Origin of the sequence: Amycolatopsis sp. NPDC051128 (assembly GCF_040682715.1) — a bacterium.
GTDB lineage: Bacteria > Actinomycetota > Actinomycetes > Mycobacteriales > Pseudonocardiaceae > Amycolatopsis.
The window spans coordinates 25,235-39,601 of the sequence record NZ_JBFBBN010000055.1 but is presented as its reverse complement, the minus strand read 5'-3'; the positions used below and the strand labels follow the sequence as shown (position 1 = coordinate 39,601).

Genomic DNA, 14,367 nt, shown 5'->3' with positions numbered 1-14,367 from the left:
GGCCACCGGCCCCGTTGGACAGGTGTGGGGGCGACGAGGAGGAATCGGTGAAACGGTCGGAAGAAGCGGGGTACCGCGACTACGTCACGGCCCGGATGGAGGTGCTGCGCCGCACGGCTTACCTGTTCTGCCGGGACTGGCATCTCGCCGACGACCTGGTGTCGATCACCATCGGCAAGCTGTACCGGCACTGGCCGCGGGTCCGGCGCGTGGCGCACCTCGACGCCTACGTGCGCCGGATCCTCGTGCGGACGTGGCTGGACGAGAAGGCCAGGGCGTGGCGGCGGGAAGAGCCGGCGGAGACGCTGCCGGAGCCGGTGGTGCTGCCCACCGACGACGTCGTCGAACGGATCGGCCTGCTCGAACTGCTCGACGCGCTGCCGCCGCGGCGCCGGGCCGCCGTGGTCCTGCGCTACTACTGCGACCTGTCCATCGAAGAGACCGCCGAGATCCTCGAGTGTTCACCCGGAACCGTGAAGAGCCAGACCGCGCGCGGTCTCGACTCGCTCCGCGCGCTCGTCGCCGCGAGCCAGAGCTGATGGAGGGAAAATGAGCAAGGACCAGTTCGACGCGGCGATCGGCGTCGTGCCACCGTCCACAGTAGACTTAGAGGCGGTGCTGGAGCGAGAACGCCGGCGCGCGCGGGTCCGCCGTGTGGTGAACCCGTGGACCGCCGTGGGTGCGGGCGTGGCGGCGGTGGCCGTCGGCGCGGCGGTCGTCCTCACCCCAGGCGACCCGGGCCCGAGCATGGTTTCCCCGGGCGCGGCCGCGACACCGTCGGCGCCGCCCTCGTCGGATCCGTGCGGCCACTCCCCGTACCCGCCGCAGACCGGCGCCCCGATCCCGGAAAGCTCCGCGGTCGCGGCCGGCCGGCTGACGAAGGTGCTGACCACCGCCGTCCGGCAGCGGGTCGCCGCGGGGACCCGGCTGAGCGTCAACAGCCAGGGGCAGTATCCGAAGGGCACCCAGCACGGGCCGCTGACCTTCTACCACGTGTTCTCCGCCCAGGTGTCGCACGGCGACGGGTGCAGCGGCGGCGAGGACTACTTCAGCGCCGCGGCCACGACGTCGGAAGGGCCGCGGCGGGGCAATGTCTGGGCCGTCGTCACGCGGCTCGGCGGAAACGCCACGCCGGAGACCGAGTGCGGCCCGTCGCCCGTCGGGACGCAGGGTTCGTGTCACCGCAGGACCGGGCCGCACGGCGAAACGATCGTCGAGCAGACGTTCACGCTCCCCGACGGGCCGACGGTCAACCGGACGAACGTCGCGAGGTCCGACGGCACGGGCGTCATAGTGGAGGCGCAGAACGTCGCAGATGACGCGAAGCAGGGTGGCGCTCCCGACATGCCGTCACCGCCGCTGAGTCTCGCCCAGTTGACGGAGGTCGCGCTCGATCCGGGGCTGACGCTCTACCCCTGAGCGGCCAGCAGGACCTTCGCGGCCCCGCGCGCCGTGGTCGCCTCGCCCGGGTCACCGGTGATCGCGGCGAGCACGGTCGCGCCCTCCACGAGCGAGAACAGCTGGTCGGCGAGGCCGCCGCCGGGCACGAGGTCGTGCAGGTAGGCGCGGACCTCGGCCTTGTGCCGGCGGATCGCGGCGGCGATTCCCGGGGCGGGCTCGCCGAACTCGCCGAAGGAGTTGATGAACGCGCACCCGCGGAAGCCCGGCTCGGCGAACCAGTTCTTCAGCCAGTCGAACACGGCGAGCGGGTCGTCGCCGCGGGCGTGGACGAATTCGCGCAACGACTTCCGCCAGCGCTCGTCACGGCGCAGGAGGTAGGCCTCGACCAGGTCGTTCTTCGCGGGGAAGCACTGGTAGAGCCGTTTGAGCGAGACGCCCGAGCGCTCGCGGACGGCGTCCATCCCGACCGCTTGCACGCCGTGGGCGTAGAAGAGCTCTTCGGCGGCCTCCAGCAGCCGGTCGGTCGCCTCCGTGGAATTCATGTCACCTGCCCCTGGCGCGGAGAATGGTCGTTCTCTAGTCTAGCGGGAGAACTGGAGAACGTACGTTCTCCGCGTCCGGAAGGAGCCTTCATGACCCCGCGCCCGCCTTTCCCGCCGTTCGACGAAGACACCGCCCGCCAGAAGGTCCAGGCCGCCGAGGACGCGTGGAACACCCGCGACCCGGAGCGGGTTTCGCTGGCGTACACGGAGGATTCGGTGTGGCGCAACCGCGACCAGTACGTCGTCGGACGGTCGCGGATCGTCGGGTTCCTGACCGCGAAGTGGGCGCGCGAACTGGACTACGCCCTGCGCAAGGAGCTGTGGGGCTTCCGTGGCAACCGCATCGGCGTCCGGTTCCAGTACGAGTCGCGGACCGCCGAAGGCCAGTGGTTCCGCAGCTACGGCAACGAACTGTGGGAGTTCAGCGACGAGGGCCTGATGCGACGGCGCGAAGCGAGCATCAACGACGTCCCGATCGCGGAGGCGGACCGCCGCATCTTCGGCCCGCGCCCCGAGTCCGAGCACGGCGTGCTGCTGCCGGTCTTCTAGCCCGCGGCCGAACCGTCCCCGGTCTGCGGCGCGCCGCGGGGTGGCACCTTCACCTGACCGGGCCGGGATTTCGCCGCCAGCACGGTGAAGCGCACTGTCACGGGCTTTCCCGAGTGAACGGGACGAACCGATCACGGAAGGCGAATACGTACCGGTCCCTGCTGTTCCGCTTACTGTTTCCAGCGGGCACCGGCGCGTTGCTCGCTGCGAGGCGCACGTCGCGCCGTCCCCGAGCAGCCCCCATGACCAGCAGGTCGAGAACCACCCTTTTCGCCGTGTCAGCCGTGGCCATCGCCGTCGACGGAGCCACGGCCGCGCCCGCCGCGGCTCAGCCGGACTGCGTCCGGCCCTGCCATTTCTGAGCCGGCGGCTACCTACAGTTCCGGGATCTCGGCCGGGACGGGTTCGAAGGCGTTGCCCGTGGCGATCTTCGGCCGGGGCAGCTCGACCGGTTCGCCCGGTTTCGTCCGCCGGTAGACGGCGGCGGTCGCTTCGGCGATGCGGCCCCAGTCGAAGTCCGCGGCCAGCCGGGACTGCGCGGCCCGAGCCCGCTCCGCCGCGGCCTCGGCGTCGCCGAGCACCGCCGTCACCGCGTCGGCCAGGGCGCTGACGTCGCCGGGACTGAACGCCAGCCCGGTCTCGCCGTGCACCACGACCTCGCCGAGCCCGCCGGCGGTCGACGCCACCAGCGGCGCCTTCGCCGCAGCGGCCTCCAGCGCGACGATCCCGAACGGCTCGTACCGGCTGGGCAGCACGACGGCGTCGGCCGCGGCCAGCGCCGCCCGCAGGTCCCGGTCGGACAGGTGCCCGACGAAGTCGACCGCGCGCCGCACCCGCAGCTTCCGCGACTGCTCGACCAGCTCGTCGAAGTGTCGTCCTTTTCCGGCGACGACCACACGCGTGCCGGGGTGGCGGCGCCGGATGCGGGGGAGCGCGGCCAGCAGGTCCTGCACGCCCTTCTCCCACTCGAGCCGTCCGAAATAGAGCAGCACCGGCGCCCCGGCCGGGCTGTAGACCTCGCGGGCGCGGGCGATCTCCTTCGCGGGGACCTGCCAGCCGCGCTCCTCGATGCCGTTGTGGATCACGGTGACGTCGCCGGCTTCGACCTCGAAGAGGTGCGCGACCTCGCGGCGCATCGCCTGCGAGCAGGTGATCAGCGCGTCGGCGCGGTTCGCCAGCCACCACTCGACGGAGTGAACCTGCTGGTTGAGCGGGTGCGACAGCCAGCCGGAGTGCCGTCCGGCCTCGGTCGCGTGGATCGTGCCGATCAGCGGCACCCGCGCGGCCTCGGCGATCGCGATGGCCGGATGCGCGACCAGCCAGTCGTGCGCATGGACGACGTCGGGCTGCCAGCCGCGCAGCAGGTCCTGCGCGGCGCGGATCATGGCGTGCCCCATGGCCAGCGTCCAGGCGACGAGGTCGCGTTCGAACGTCACGTGCATCGGGTCCTCGGCGACCCGGATGATCCGCACGCCCTCGACGACGCGGTCGGTGCGCGGGTGCGTCCCGGCGTCGGTGCCCGCCGCGTGCCGGCAGAGCACCACGACCTCGTGGCCTTGGCGGGAGAGGTGGCAGGCGAGCGCGTGCACGTGCCGGGCCAGGCCCCCGATGGCCACTGGCGGGTACTCCCAGGACAGCATCAGCACACGCATGCGCAGAGGCTACTCGCGAGTCGGGAAGGCTCGGCGAGCCGTGCTGGACGAGGGTCGGGATCTCGTGCGAATGTGACGTCGATCACTGGTCGATCGGGAGATCTCTGCCACCATCGGCCGGGATGACTTCTCCCGAGGACACCGGCTGGCGCCGGCTCGACCCGCCCCTGCCGACCCCGTGGACCGGCGAAGTCGGCCCGGGCAACGCGCTGCCCGAGTACCCCCGACCTCAGCTGACCCGGCCCCGCTGGCTGAACCTCAACGGCGTCTGGGAGTACGCGGGCTGGCCGTCGTCGCCGGACGAACCACGGCCGTCCGGGTACGCCGAGCGCATCCTGGTGCCGTTCCCGCCCGAATCGGCGTTGTCCGGAATCGGACGACGCGACGAGGTCCTCTGGTACCGGCGCCTGGTCGAGATCCCGGACGATTGGCGCGGCGACCGCGTCCTCCTGCACTTCGGCGCGGTCGACCAGACGGCGAAGGTGTGGGTCAACAACCAGCTCGTCGCGACGCACGAAGGCGGCTACACGGCGTTCAGCGCGGACATCACCGACGTCCTGCGGACCTCGGGGCCGCAGGAGCTGACCGTGCGGGCCGAGGACCGGACCGACATCGAGCCCTTCCCGGTCGGCAAGCAGCGCAACGCGCCGGGCGGCATCTGCTACACGGCGTCGTCCGGAATCTGGCAAACGGTGTGGCTCGAGCCGGTGCCCGAGAGCCGCGTCGACCGGCTGGAGCTGACCCCGGACCTCACCGGCGTGACGGTATTCCCGCAGGTCACCGGGGGCGCCGAGGTCGTGGTCGTTCTTTCGGCAACGGACGCAGAGGTCGCGCGCGCGTCCGGCCCGGCCGGGACGTCGGTGCGCGTGGACGTTTCCGAACCACGCCTCTGGACACCCGAAGACCCCCACCTCTACACGCTGCACGTCCGGCTCCTCGACCGGCACGGCGACCTCCTCGACGAGGTCGGCAGCTACGTGGGCCTGCGGACGGTCGGCCTGGTCCCGGACGAGCACGGCCGGCCGCGGATCGCGCTCAACGGGCGGGTGACCTTCCTGCACGGCCCGCTCGACCAGGGCTACTGGCCGGACGGCATTTCGACCGCGCCCACCGACGACGCGCTGCGCTTCGACTTGGAAAAGACGAAGGAGTTCGGGTTCAACTTCGTCCGCAAGCACGTCAAGGTCGAGCCGGCCCGCTGGTACTTCTGGGCCGACACGCTGGGCTTGGTCGTCTGGCAGGACATGCCGTCGCTGACCGTGTCGTTCGACGGCCCACCCGGGATCGCGCCGGACCCGGTCCCGCGGGCGCGGGAGCGGTTCGAAGCGGAGCTGACCGAAATGGTGACCCAGCTGCGGGCGGTCCCGTCGATCGTCGGCTGGGTGCCGTTCAACGAAGGCTGGGGCGAATTCGACACGGCCCGGGTCGCGGAGCTGGTCAAGGCCCTCGATCCGACCCGGCTGGTGATCGCGAACAGCGGCGTCAACTGCTGTTTCTCCCGGCCGGACAGCGGCGCGGGCGACGTCTACGACGACCACACCTACGTGGGCCCGGGTTCGCCGTCGGTCCACGACGGCCGGGCGGTGGTCGACGGCGAGTACGGCGGCCTCGGCCTGGTCCTCGACGACCACCGCTGGCCCGGCCCGCCGAACGCGTACGAAATGACGCCGACGCCGGAGCGGCTCACCGAGCGCTACGCGGAGGTGAGCGCGGCTCTGGAGCGAGTGGTGGCGGAGCGCGGCCTGTCCGGCGCGGTCTACACCCAGACGACGGACGTCGAGAACGAGGTCAACGGGCTGCTGACCTACGACCGTCGGGTGGCCAAGGTGGATGCGGCGGTGGTCGCGAAGTGCGTCCGGGCGGTCATCGAGGCGGGCTCGGCCTGATTTCCGCGACGCGGGTCGCCTGAAGGTGCCCGGCGGCCGTGGTCGGCTTTCGGCAACGCGCCGGGACGGCTCCGCGCCGCCCCGGCGTTCGGTGTCGGAATCCGGGCGTTACGCAGGCAGCGCGGCCTCGATGGCCTTGACGACCGCCTCGTCCTCGGGCTCGGTGCGCGGCCGGAACCGCGCCAGAACCTCGCCGTCCGCGCCGACCAGGAACTTCTCGAAGTTCCACTGGACGTCGCCCGCCGCGCCCTCGGCGTCGGACGTCTTGGTCAGCTCCGCGTAGAGCGGGTGCCGGCCCTCGCCGTTGACGTCGATCTTCTCGAACAGCGGGAACGTGACGCCGTAGGTCGTCGAGCAGAACGTCTGGATCTCCTCGGCGCCGCCCGGTTCCTGCCCGGCGAACTGGTTGCACGGGAATCCGACGACGGAGAAGCCCTGGCCGCCGAAGCGCTCCTGGAGCCGCTCCAGGCCCGAGTACTGCGGGGTCAGGCCGCACTTCGACGCGACGTTGACCACCAGCAGCGCCTTGCCGGCGAGCGAGCCCAGCGAGCTGTCCTGCCCGTCTAGGGTCTTGACCGGAATTTCGTGAAGCCCCATGCGATGAGTCCCTCTCAGTCGTGCTTCAGCGCCCGGGCGTCGAGGTGCCCGAACGGTCCGTCGTCGGCGCGGTAGGCGGCGGCGAGTTCTTCGGCCCGTGCGCGGTCGCCGCGCCGCAGCAGCCCGGCGAGCGCGTCGAAGCGCTCGGTGTGCACCGCCGCGCGGCGTCGCGCGTAGTCCGCCGCGGAATCCTTGGTGACCATGAACGCCCAGTCGCTCTCCAGCGCGAGCATCGCCTCGGCCACGGCCTGGTCGGCGACGGTGTCCCGGGCCGTGGCCGGCAAACCGGCGACGAGGTCCAGCAGTCGTTTCTGCAACGCCGCGTTGGCGTCGACCATGTCCTTGACCTGCTCGCCGTCCCAGACGCGCCAGTCCTTGCCCGACCCCCACGACGAGGAGGGCAGGTCGATCGGCGCGCCGACGTGGCCGGCTTCCACCGCGCCCTTCAGCGTCGTCACCCGGACACCGGCCTCGGGGAGCGCGCGCAGCACGCCTTCCAGCCAGGCCGGTCCTTCATGCCACCAGTGCCCGAACAGTTCCGTGTCGTAAGCGGCGACGACGAGCGCTTCATGCCCGTGTTGCGCCTTCAGTGAACGCAGCCGCATCACGACGGTGTCGACGAAGTCCTTGACGTGCTGCCCGAGCACGTCCGCCGCGAGCGACGGGTCGTATGGCGCCTTGTCCGGCGGCTCGACCGTCTTCCCGGTGACGCGCGACGCCTTGAGCCCGACCTCGTGCGCCCACGTGTGAAAGTCGCGGTACGCCGCATGGCCCGGGTAGCCGGCCTTCGGCGACCACACGCGGTAGGTGACCTCGAGGTCCCGGCCGAACGCGAGGACGTCGGTGCCGCCGACCGGCCGCGCGGACCACGTCTCACCGCGCAGCGACGGGCCGTCGACCATGAACCGCCGCACGCCGGCGGCCGCGTAGTCCTTTTCCATACCAGGCGCGTAACCGCACTCCGGTGCCCAGAACCCCTCGGGCCGCGACCCGAGCCGCAACGCCGTGTCGGCGAGACCGGCGTTCAGCGCGAACTCGCGCACCCGCGGGTCGAGCAGCGGCTGGAACGGGTGGGCCAGCGGACCGCCGAGCAGCTCGATCGTCGAACCGTCGACCAGCGACCGCAGGATCGGGGAGAACCCGTGCCGCCACCGCGTGCCGAGTTCTTCGGCCGCGCGCACCGCGGTCCGGTGCTCGGCCGCCGCGAGCTCGCGCAGCAGCGGGTCGCCGCGCCACAGCGTCGCCGCGTGCTGGGCGCGCAGCTGCCAGTGGCCGAGCCAGTCGTGGAACGCGCGGATGCTGTACGGGTCGTCGAGCTGCGCGGCGAGCACCGGCGTCACGCCCAGCGTCAGCACATCGCGGCGGCCTTCGGCGGCGAATCGTTCGAGCAGCTCGACCATCGGCAGGTAGGAGTGCGCCCACGCCTGGTAGAGCCATTCCTCGCCGACCGGCCAGCTCCCGTGGTGCGGCAGCCACGGCAGGTGGCTGTGCACGACGAGGCAAAAGGTGCCTTCGCTCATCGGCGCACCGCCACGGCGATCAGATCGAGACTGGCGTCGAGGTCGTCGCCGTGGATCTCGAACCCGGTGGCCTCGATCGCGGCGACGTCGGCGAGCAGCGCGGCCGGCCAGACGGCCTGGCCCGGCAGCTCGCCCATGACCACGTCGAGCTGCGCGTCGATGATCGAACCGCCGTACCGCTCGTCGAGCGCGCGGACGGCCTCGCCGTGGTGCAGCCCGTGCAGCGACTCGACGTCGAAACCGGCGTCGGTCAGCAGTCCGGCCAGCTCGCCCGGCGCCAGCTCGCGGGTGTGGAACGGGTTGAGCGGCGTGTCGCTGTCCGGGGTGAAGGTCAGCCGGTTCGGCGTCGTGACCAGCAGGCGCCCACCCGGCTTGAGCACCCGGTGGCATTCGGCGAGGAACCCGGATTGATCCCACAAATGCTCGATGACCTGGAAGTTCGCCACGACGTCGACGGCGCCGTCCCGCACCGGCAGGTACGCCAGGTTCGCCCGCGCGACGGCGACCTCGGGGTAGCGGCGGGCGACGTGTTCGGTGGTCGGCACGTCGTAGTCCAGCGCGAGCACCCGGCGGGCCGTCGTCGCGAGGAGCCCGGCGCCATAACCCTCGCCGCAGCCGGCTTCGAGCACCGTCGCGTCCGTGCAGTGGGAGAGCAGGGCGGCGTACGCGGCTTCGTGGCGCCGGAACCAGTAATTCTCCTCGGCGATGCCGGGGACGGTCCGTTCGCCGGTCAGGTGCAGCGCCTCGGCCCGGGTGGCTGGGGTGGTCACCTCCGCGACCCTAGCGGGTGTCACGTCCGGCGCGGCCGTCTCGTTCCGTGGTCATGCAACGGACCATCACGCGCATATTGCTCGTCTTCTTCGGCCTCGTCGAAGTGCCCGTCGGCCTCTGGCCGCTGATCTCACCGACCGGCTTCTACCAGGACTTTCCCGGCTTCCGAAGTGGCTGGGTCGCGATGGACGGCCCTTTCAACGAGCACCTCCTGCGCGACTTCGGCGGGCTCAACCTGGCGCTCGCGGCCCTGCTGATCGGGGCCGCCGTGATCGGCACCACAGCGGTGGCGCGGCTCGCGGCCGTCTCGGCACTGCTGTTCGGCGCGCCGCACTTCTTCTACCACCTCGGCCACGTCGGGCACTTCGAGCGGATCGACCAAGTGCTCATCCTCGCGACGACCGGGCTCGGGATGCTGCTGCCGCTCGCGCTCCTGCTGGTCCCCGGGCGCCGGGTCAGTTCACCGGCGACACCGTGATGCCGAGCGCGCCCGGCCCGAGGTGCGCGCCGATGACCGTGCTCGCCTCGACGACCATGCTCTCGGCCATCCCGGGCACCCGGCGTTCGATCTGCCTGCCGATCTCGAGTTCGCGGTCGTCGGCGCCGAAGCGGGTCACGGCGATGTCGGCGCGGAAGCCGCCGGACTTCTTCACCGCGAGGTCGACCATCTTGGCCAGCGCCCGCCGCGTGCCGGGGACGCGGGCCAGCGGCGCGACCTCGCCGTCCTTGACCGTGAGCAGCGGTTTGATCGAGAACGCGGTGCCGAGCATCGCCTGCGCGGCGCCGATCCGCCCGCCCCGGCGCAGGTACTCCAGCGTGTCGACGTAGATGAACTCGGTGCTCGCGGCGCACCGGCGCTCGGCGGCTTCGATGACGCGCCCGGCGTCCGCGCCGGCCGCCGCCGCCCGGGCCGCGGACACCGTGGCGAAGCCGAGGCTCATCCCGGTGGTGCGGCTGTCCAGCACGTGCACCGGGATGCGGACCTGCTGGGCGGCCTCCCGGGCCGCGCGGACGGTTTCGGACATGCGGCCGGAGATGTGGATGCTCACGATGGCGGACGCGCCGGAGGCGGCCGCTTCCTGGTAGGTCCAGAAGAACGCCCCCGGGTCCGGGGGCGCCGTGGTGATCACCTGCCCCGCTCTCATCGCGTCGATCACCTCGCCGCGGTCGAACCGGTTCTCGTCGTCGGAGCGGCTTCCCAGGTTCAGCTGGATCTGGACGACTCCGATGGCCCAGCGGGCGGCGACGAGGTCGGGGAGGCAGGAGCTCGAGTCGGTGATGACGGCGATGCGCGCGGGCATGGTGCGGGAGATTAACGGGGATCGACTTACTGGCAGTAGGTCACGGTTGCTCCGATCGGACGAACGGCAGATCGGGTGGGGTAACCGGTCAACTACCAGGACGATCGTCCCAGTAGATTGCGCATCCAGGTGAATGGCGTCACCTCGACGGGTCCTGGCGACGGAATGCCCCTAATCTACCGGCCAGTAGAGCACTGACCCGTGGGCGTCCGCGGGCCACAACCGGGAGGTCGAAGCAGACCCATGACGAACATCGTTGTCCTGGTCAAGCAGGTACCGGACACCTACTCGGAGCGGAAGCTCAACGGGTCCGACCACACCCTTGACCGCGAATCCGCCGACGCCGTGCTCGACGAGATCAACGAGAAGGCTGTCGAAGAAGCGCTGAAGATCAAGGAAGCCGGCGAGGGCGAAGTCACCGTGATCTCGGTGGGCCCGGACCGCGCGACCGACGCCATCCGCAAGGCGCTGTCCATGGGCGCCGACAAGGCCATCCACGTCTCCGACGAGGCGCTGCACGGCTCTGACGCGATCGCCACCGCCAAGGTGCTCGCCGCCGCGATCTCGAAGGTCGAGGGCTTCGACCTCGTCATCGCCGGCAACGAGTCGTCCGACGGCCGCGGTGGCGCCGTCCCGGCGATCCTGGCCGAGCTGCTCGGCCTGCCGCAGGTCACCTACGTGCGTGAGCTGACCGTCGAAGGCTCGACGATCAAGGCCACCCGCGAGACCGAGGACGGCCTCACCCGCCTCGAGGCGAACTTGCCCGCGGTCGTCAGCGTCGGCGAGAAGATCAACGAGCCGCGCTACCCGTCGTTCAAGGGCATCATGGCCGCGAAGAAGAAGCCGGTCGAGAAGTTCACCATCGCCGACCTGGGCATCGACGCGGGCGAGGTCGGCCTCGCCAACGCTTGGTCCGCTGTGACCGAGTCCTCGCCGAAGCCGCCGCGCACCGCCGGCGAGAAGGTCGAGGACGAGGGCGACGGCGGCACGAAGGTCGCCGAGTACCTGGTCGGCCAGAAGCTCATCTGACAAGGGTTCGAGGAGGAAGTAGAACAATGGCTGAAGTACTCGTCCTCGTCGACCACGTCGACGGTGAGGTCAAGAAGGTCACGCTCGAGCTGCTGACCGCCGCCCGTGCGCTCGGTGAGCCGTCGGCCGTCGTCGTCGGCCCGACCGGCACCGCCGCCAAGGCGAAGCAGGCGCTGGCTTCGCACGGTGCCGCCAAGGTGTATGTCGCGGAAGGCGACGACGCCGCGAACTACCTGGTCACGCCGAAGGTGGACGTGCTCGCCGCGCTGGCGCAGCAGGTGTCCCCGGCCGCCGTCCTGGTCACCGCCAGCGGTGAGGGCAAGGAGGTGGCGGCCCGCCTGGCCGTCCGGCTCGGCTCCGGCCTGATCTACGACGCCGTGGGCGTCAACGGCGACGGCGTCATCGACCAGTCGATCTTCGGTGGCGCGTTCTCGGTGAAGTCGAAGTCCACCAAGGGCGCCCCGGTCGTCTCCATCCGCCCGGGCGCGGTCGAGGCCGAGCCCGCCGAGGGCGCGGCGGCCGAGGAGACCGTCGAGCTCCCCGCGGTCGACGCGGCGAAGTCCACCCGCATCACCGGCGTCGAGCCGGTGACCGGCGGTGACCGCCCTGAGCTGACCGAGGCCTCGATCGTGGTCTCCGGTGGCCGCGGCGTCGGCTCGGCGGAGAAGTTCGACGTCGTCGAGAAGCTGGCCGACTCGCTCGGCGCGGCTGTCGGCGCCTCGCGTGCCGCCGTCGACTCCGGCTACTACCCGGCGCAGTTCCAGGTGGGCCAGACCGGCAAGACGGTGTCGCCGCAGCTGTACATCGCGCTCGGCATCTCCGGCGCCATCCAGCACCGGGCCGGCATGCAGACGTCGAAGACGATCATCGCCGTCAACAAGGACGCGGAGGCGCCGATCTTCGAGATCGCCGACTTCGGCATCGTCGGCGACCTGTTCAACGTCGCGCCGCAGCTGACCGAGGCGGTCCAGAAGCGCAAGGGCTGATCCACAGCCGACGTGAAGGGCCTTTCGGGACGTCCCGAAAGGCCCTTCACGCGTTTCGGGGCCGGAAAACCGGCAATTAACTGAACGTGCACTGACCGGTCATCGGATGGCACTCTCCGCGGCCTCCTCCGCGCAGGTAAACCTTGACCATGACGACGTCACAGCTCCTCGTCAGCACTGATCAGGCGGGTGCCGAGCGCCCCGCGGACGCTCCCCGGTATTCACTTCTCGTCGCCCACGCGAACGAAGAAGTGGTTGCCGCGCAAAAGCTGCGCCACCGGGTTTTCGCCGAGGAGATGGGCGCGCGCCTGCACTCCCCGCGGCCCGGACTGGACGTCGACGAGTTCGACGAGTTCTGCGACCACCTCGTGGTCCGCGACGACAACACCGGCGACATCGTCGGCTGTTACCGCATGCTGCCCCCGGAGCGCGCCGCCCAGGCCGGGAAGCTGTACGCCGACAGCGAATTCGACCTGACCGCGCTCGACGGCCTGCGGGTGTCGCTGGTCGAAACCGGCCGTTCGTGCGTGCACCCGGACCACCGCAGCGGCGCCGTCGTCAGCCTGGTCTGGGCCGGGATCGCTCGCTACATGCTGCTTTCGGGCCACCGCTACCTCGCCGGCTGCGCGTCCGTCCCGCTGGTGGACGGCGGTTCCTTCGCCGCCGGCGTGTGGGATGTCCTGCGCACCAAGCACTACTCGGACGAGGCCACGCGCGTCTCGCCGCTGATCCCCTGGGACCACCAAGGCGTCGAGCGCCCGGCGCGGGCCACGTTGCCCCCGCTGATCAAGGGCTACATCCGGCTCGGCGCCAAGGTGTACGGGCCGCCCGCGCACGACGCCGACTTCGGCGTCGCGGATTTCTTCGTCGTGCTGGACCTGCACAACGTCGACGAGCGGTACCTGAAGTTCTTCCTCGGGGCCCAGGGATGAGCCACGCCTGGATGCCGGCCTCGCCGTGCGGCGACGGCTGCCTCACCGACGGCGACCCGATGGTCGGCGTCCCGCGCCAGGTCCTGCGCTTCGCGGCGGCGATCTTCGTCGTCCTCGCGGCGCTGCTGTCGGCACCTTTGTTGCTGGTTGCGCGGCGCCGAGAGCGCTTCGTCGCGCTGATCTTCCGCGGTGTGCTCCGGGCATTCGGCGTCCGGTTGGACGTCCGGGGCGGCGCCGATTTCCTGACCGCCCCCGCCGGCCGCGGCGCGCTGGTGGTCAACAACCACATCTCGTGGCTGGACATCGCGGCGATCAACGCGCTGCGGCCGATGCGCGCGCTGGCCAAGCAGGAGATCGCGGGCTGGCCGGTGCTCGGCGGCCTGGTCCGCCGCGGCGGCAGCATCTTCCTCGACCGCGAGCGGCTGACGACACTGCCCGCCACGATGGCGTCGCTGGCCGACGCCCTTCGGACGGGTTCGCTGGTGAGCGTCACCCCGGAGGGCACGACCTGGTGCGGCCTGGCTTCCGGCCGCTTCACGACGGCGACGTTCCAGGCGGCCATCGACGGCGGCGTCCCAGTGCGCCCGATCGCGTTGCGGTACCGCCTCGCGGACGGCCGCGAGACCAGCCGCCCGGCGTTCATCGGCCCGGAGTCGCTGATCGCGTCCCTGCGCCGGGTCGCGGCTCTGCGCGGCCTGGTGCTGGAGGTCCACATCTGCCCGGAGATCGCCCCCGGTCGTGCGGAGACCCGCCGCGAGCTGGCGGCCCTCGCCGAGGCGGCGGTCCATTCCGCGCTGGGCACGGTGCGGATCCCGGTGCAACGGCGGCGCCGGACCCCGCGCGGGCAGAAGGCCCCGCTGGCTTCGCCTCCCGCGAAGTGATCCGGGCCCTGTCGCCGCGATCCGGCGACAGGGTCCGGGTCGGCTTGGGGTGAATGCCTGTTCTGGTCGACGTGAGCGCGGGCCTGCCATCGTGATCCGGTGACAGGCCCGTTCGCCGCTCGGCAGAGTCAGGCTCGAGGTCCGCCGAGGCTGGCTAGGTGCCGGTCGGGCTTGAAGTTCCGGCGAGACTGGCTTGGGGCCGGTCAGGTCCTGAGCATCCGGTGAGGTCGCCCCGGAGCCTGGATCAGGCAGTGAAGATACGCCGGTGCCGGTCAGGGCGTGCCGAACGGGCGTGGCGTTGGCCTGGCCCGGAGAGGTGC

The 14,367-nt window shown here is 71.3% G+C and carries 15 protein-coding genes; 9 read left to right on the top strand and 6 right to left on the bottom strand.

What is annotated here, in order from left to right; translation table 11 throughout:
• Nucleotides 1-47 precede the first annotated feature (47 nt).
• Complete coding sequence (locus tag AB0M82_RS37880; protein WP_364732789.1) at nt 48-539, top strand: SigE family RNA polymerase sigma factor; 492 nt, start codon at nt 48-50, stop codon at nt 537-539.
• 10 nt (nt 540-549) lie between these two features.
• Nucleotides 550-1,419: a hypothetical protein gene (locus tag AB0M82_RS37875; protein WP_364732787.1), complete on the top strand. Its 870-nt coding sequence runs from the start codon at nt 550-552 to the stop codon at nt 1,417-1,419.
• Here AB0M82_RS37875 and AB0M82_RS37870 read toward each other — a convergent pair.
• Nucleotides 1,410-1,943, bottom strand: coding sequence for a TetR/AcrR family transcriptional regulator (locus AB0M82_RS37870; RefSeq protein ID WP_364732785.1), 534 nt, complete (start codon nt 1,941-1,943; stop codon nt 1,410-1,412). The two genes, AB0M82_RS37875 and AB0M82_RS37870, sit on opposite strands and share 10 nt — an antisense overlap.
• Nucleotides 1,944-2,033: 90 nt before the next feature.
• Here AB0M82_RS37870 and AB0M82_RS37865 point away from each other — a divergent pair, with 90 nt between their 5' ends.
• Nucleotides 2,034-2,492, top strand: coding sequence for a nuclear transport factor 2 family protein (locus AB0M82_RS37865; protein ID WP_364732782.1), 459 nt, complete (start codon nt 2,034-2,036; stop codon nt 2,490-2,492).
• Between the two features lie 374 nt (nt 2,493-2,866).
• On the opposite strand, the gene AB0M82_RS37860 is transcribed toward AB0M82_RS37865, so the two are convergent.
• Nucleotides 2,867-4,144, bottom strand: coding sequence for a glycosyltransferase family 4 protein (locus tag AB0M82_RS37860; RefSeq protein WP_364732779.1), 1,278 nt, complete (start codon nt 4,142-4,144; stop codon nt 2,867-2,869).
• A 122-nt stretch (nt 4,145-4,266) separates the two neighbouring features.
• Between AB0M82_RS37860 and AB0M82_RS37855 the strand changes: the two genes are divergently transcribed.
• Nucleotides 4,267-6,030 (top strand): sugar-binding domain-containing protein, encoded by a 1,764-nt coding sequence (locus AB0M82_RS37855; protein ID WP_364732776.1) that lies wholly within the window; start codon nt 4,267-4,269, stop codon nt 6,028-6,030.
• A gap of 108 nt (nt 6,031-6,138) precedes the next feature.
• On the opposite strand, the gene AB0M82_RS37850 is transcribed toward AB0M82_RS37855, so the two are convergent.
• The 3 genes from AB0M82_RS37850 to AB0M82_RS37840 are packed head-to-tail and all read right to left on the bottom strand — an operon-like array spanning nt 6,139 to nt 8,917.
• Nucleotides 6,139-6,627, bottom strand: a complete 489-nt coding sequence (locus AB0M82_RS37850) for a glutathione peroxidase (protein WP_364732773.1) — start codon at nt 6,625-6,627, stop codon at nt 6,139-6,141.
• Nucleotides 6,628-6,641: 14 nt separating this feature from the next.
• The gene (locus AB0M82_RS37845) at nt 6,642-8,147 is read right to left on the bottom strand and encodes a glycoside hydrolase family 57 protein (protein ID WP_364732770.1); all 1,506 of its coding nucleotides are present in this window, start codon (nt 8,145-8,147) and stop codon (nt 6,642-6,644) included.
• Complete coding sequence (locus AB0M82_RS37840) at nt 8,144-8,917, bottom strand: methyltransferase domain-containing protein (RefSeq protein WP_364732767.1); 774 nt, start codon at nt 8,915-8,917, stop codon at nt 8,144-8,146. Before AB0M82_RS37840 ends, AB0M82_RS37845 begins: the two co-directional genes overlap by 4 nt.
• A gap of 53 nt (nt 8,918-8,970) precedes the next feature.
• Between AB0M82_RS37840 and AB0M82_RS37835 the strand changes: the two genes are divergently transcribed.
• Nucleotides 8,971-9,396: a hypothetical protein gene (locus AB0M82_RS37835; protein ID WP_364732764.1), complete on the top strand. Its 426-nt coding sequence runs from the start codon at nt 8,971-8,973 to the stop codon at nt 9,394-9,396.
• On the opposite strand, the gene AB0M82_RS37830 is transcribed toward AB0M82_RS37835, so the two are convergent.
• Nucleotides 9,374-10,219 (bottom strand): DegV family protein, encoded by an 846-nt coding sequence (locus tag AB0M82_RS37830; RefSeq protein WP_364732761.1) that lies wholly within the window; start codon nt 10,217-10,219, stop codon nt 9,374-9,376. The two genes, AB0M82_RS37835 and AB0M82_RS37830, sit on opposite strands and share 23 nt — an antisense overlap.
• 243 nt (nt 10,220-10,462) lie before the next feature.
• Between AB0M82_RS37830 and AB0M82_RS37825 the strand changes: the two genes are divergently transcribed.
• The 4 genes from AB0M82_RS37825 (at nt 10,463) to AB0M82_RS37810 (ending at nt 14,047) form a co-directional block, all read left to right on the top strand.
• Entirely contained in the window at nt 10,463-11,248 is a 786-nt protein-coding gene (locus AB0M82_RS37825; protein WP_364732758.1) for an electron transfer flavoprotein subunit beta/FixA family protein, read from the top strand.
• A gap of 26 nt (nt 11,249-11,274) precedes the next feature.
• Nucleotides 11,275-12,234 carry an electron transfer flavoprotein subunit alpha/FixB family protein gene (locus tag AB0M82_RS37820; protein WP_364732755.1) on the top strand — a complete coding sequence of 320 codons (960 nt, stop codon included), beginning with the start codon at nt 11,275-11,277 and terminating at the stop codon, nt 12,232-12,234.
• Between the two features lie 149 nt (nt 12,235-12,383).
• Nucleotides 12,384-13,166: a GNAT family N-acyltransferase gene (locus AB0M82_RS37815; RefSeq protein ID WP_364732752.1), complete on the top strand. Its 783-nt coding sequence runs from the start codon at nt 12,384-12,386 to the stop codon at nt 13,164-13,166.
• The gene (locus tag AB0M82_RS37810) at nt 13,163-14,047 is read left to right on the top strand and encodes a lysophospholipid acyltransferase family protein (RefSeq protein ID WP_364732750.1); all 885 of its coding nucleotides are present in this window, start codon (nt 13,163-13,165) and stop codon (nt 14,045-14,047) included. Before AB0M82_RS37815 ends, AB0M82_RS37810 begins: the two co-directional genes overlap by 4 nt.
• The last annotated feature ends 320 nt before the right edge of the window (nt 14,048-14,367 follow it).

Excerpts from the sequence above, each read along its gene's own strand:
- AB0M82_RS37865 (WP_364732782.1), top strand. The coding sequence starts at position 2,034 with ATGACCCCGCGCCCGCCTTTCCCGCCGTTCGACGAAGACACCGCCCGC.
- AB0M82_RS37850 (WP_364732773.1), bottom strand. The coding sequence starts at position 6,627 with ATGGGGCTTCACGAAATTCCGGTCAAGACCCTAGACGGGCAGGACAGC.
- AB0M82_RS37835 (WP_364732764.1), top strand. The coding sequence starts at position 8,971 with ATGCAACGGACCATCACGCGCATATTGCTCGTCTTCTTCGGCCTCGTC.
- AB0M82_RS37810 (WP_364732750.1), top strand. The coding sequence starts at position 13,163 with ATGAGCCACGCCTGGATGCCGGCCTCGCCGTGCGGCGACGGCTGCCTC.
- AB0M82_RS37875 (WP_364732787.1), top strand. The coding sequence starts at position 550 with ATGAGCAAGGACCAGTTCGACGCGGCGATCGGCGTCGTGCCACCGTCC.
- AB0M82_RS37870 (WP_364732785.1), bottom strand. The coding sequence starts at position 1,943 with ATGAATTCCACGGAGGCGACCGACCGGCTGCTGGAGGCCGCCGAAGAG.
- AB0M82_RS37845 (WP_364732770.1), bottom strand. The coding sequence starts at position 8,147 with ATGAGCGAAGGCACCTTTTGCCTCGTCGTGCACAGCCACCTGCCGTGG.
- AB0M82_RS37825 (WP_364732758.1), top strand. The coding sequence starts at position 10,463 with ATGACGAACATCGTTGTCCTGGTCAAGCAGGTACCGGACACCTACTCG.
- AB0M82_RS37820 (WP_364732755.1), top strand. The coding sequence starts at position 11,275 with ATGGCTGAAGTACTCGTCCTCGTCGACCACGTCGACGGTGAGGTCAAG.
- AB0M82_RS37830 (WP_364732761.1), bottom strand. The coding sequence starts at position 10,219 with ATGCCCGCGCGCATCGCCGTCATCACCGACTCGAGCTCCTGCCTCCCC.
- AB0M82_RS37860 (WP_364732779.1), bottom strand. The coding sequence starts at position 4,144 with ATGCGTGTGCTGATGCTGTCCTGGGAGTACCCGCCAGTGGCCATCGGG.
- AB0M82_RS37815 (WP_364732752.1), top strand. The coding sequence starts at position 12,384 with ATGACGACGTCACAGCTCCTCGTCAGCACTGATCAGGCGGGTGCCGAG.
- AB0M82_RS37855 (WP_364732776.1), top strand. The coding sequence starts at position 4,267 with ATGACTTCTCCCGAGGACACCGGCTGGCGCCGGCTCGACCCGCCCCTG.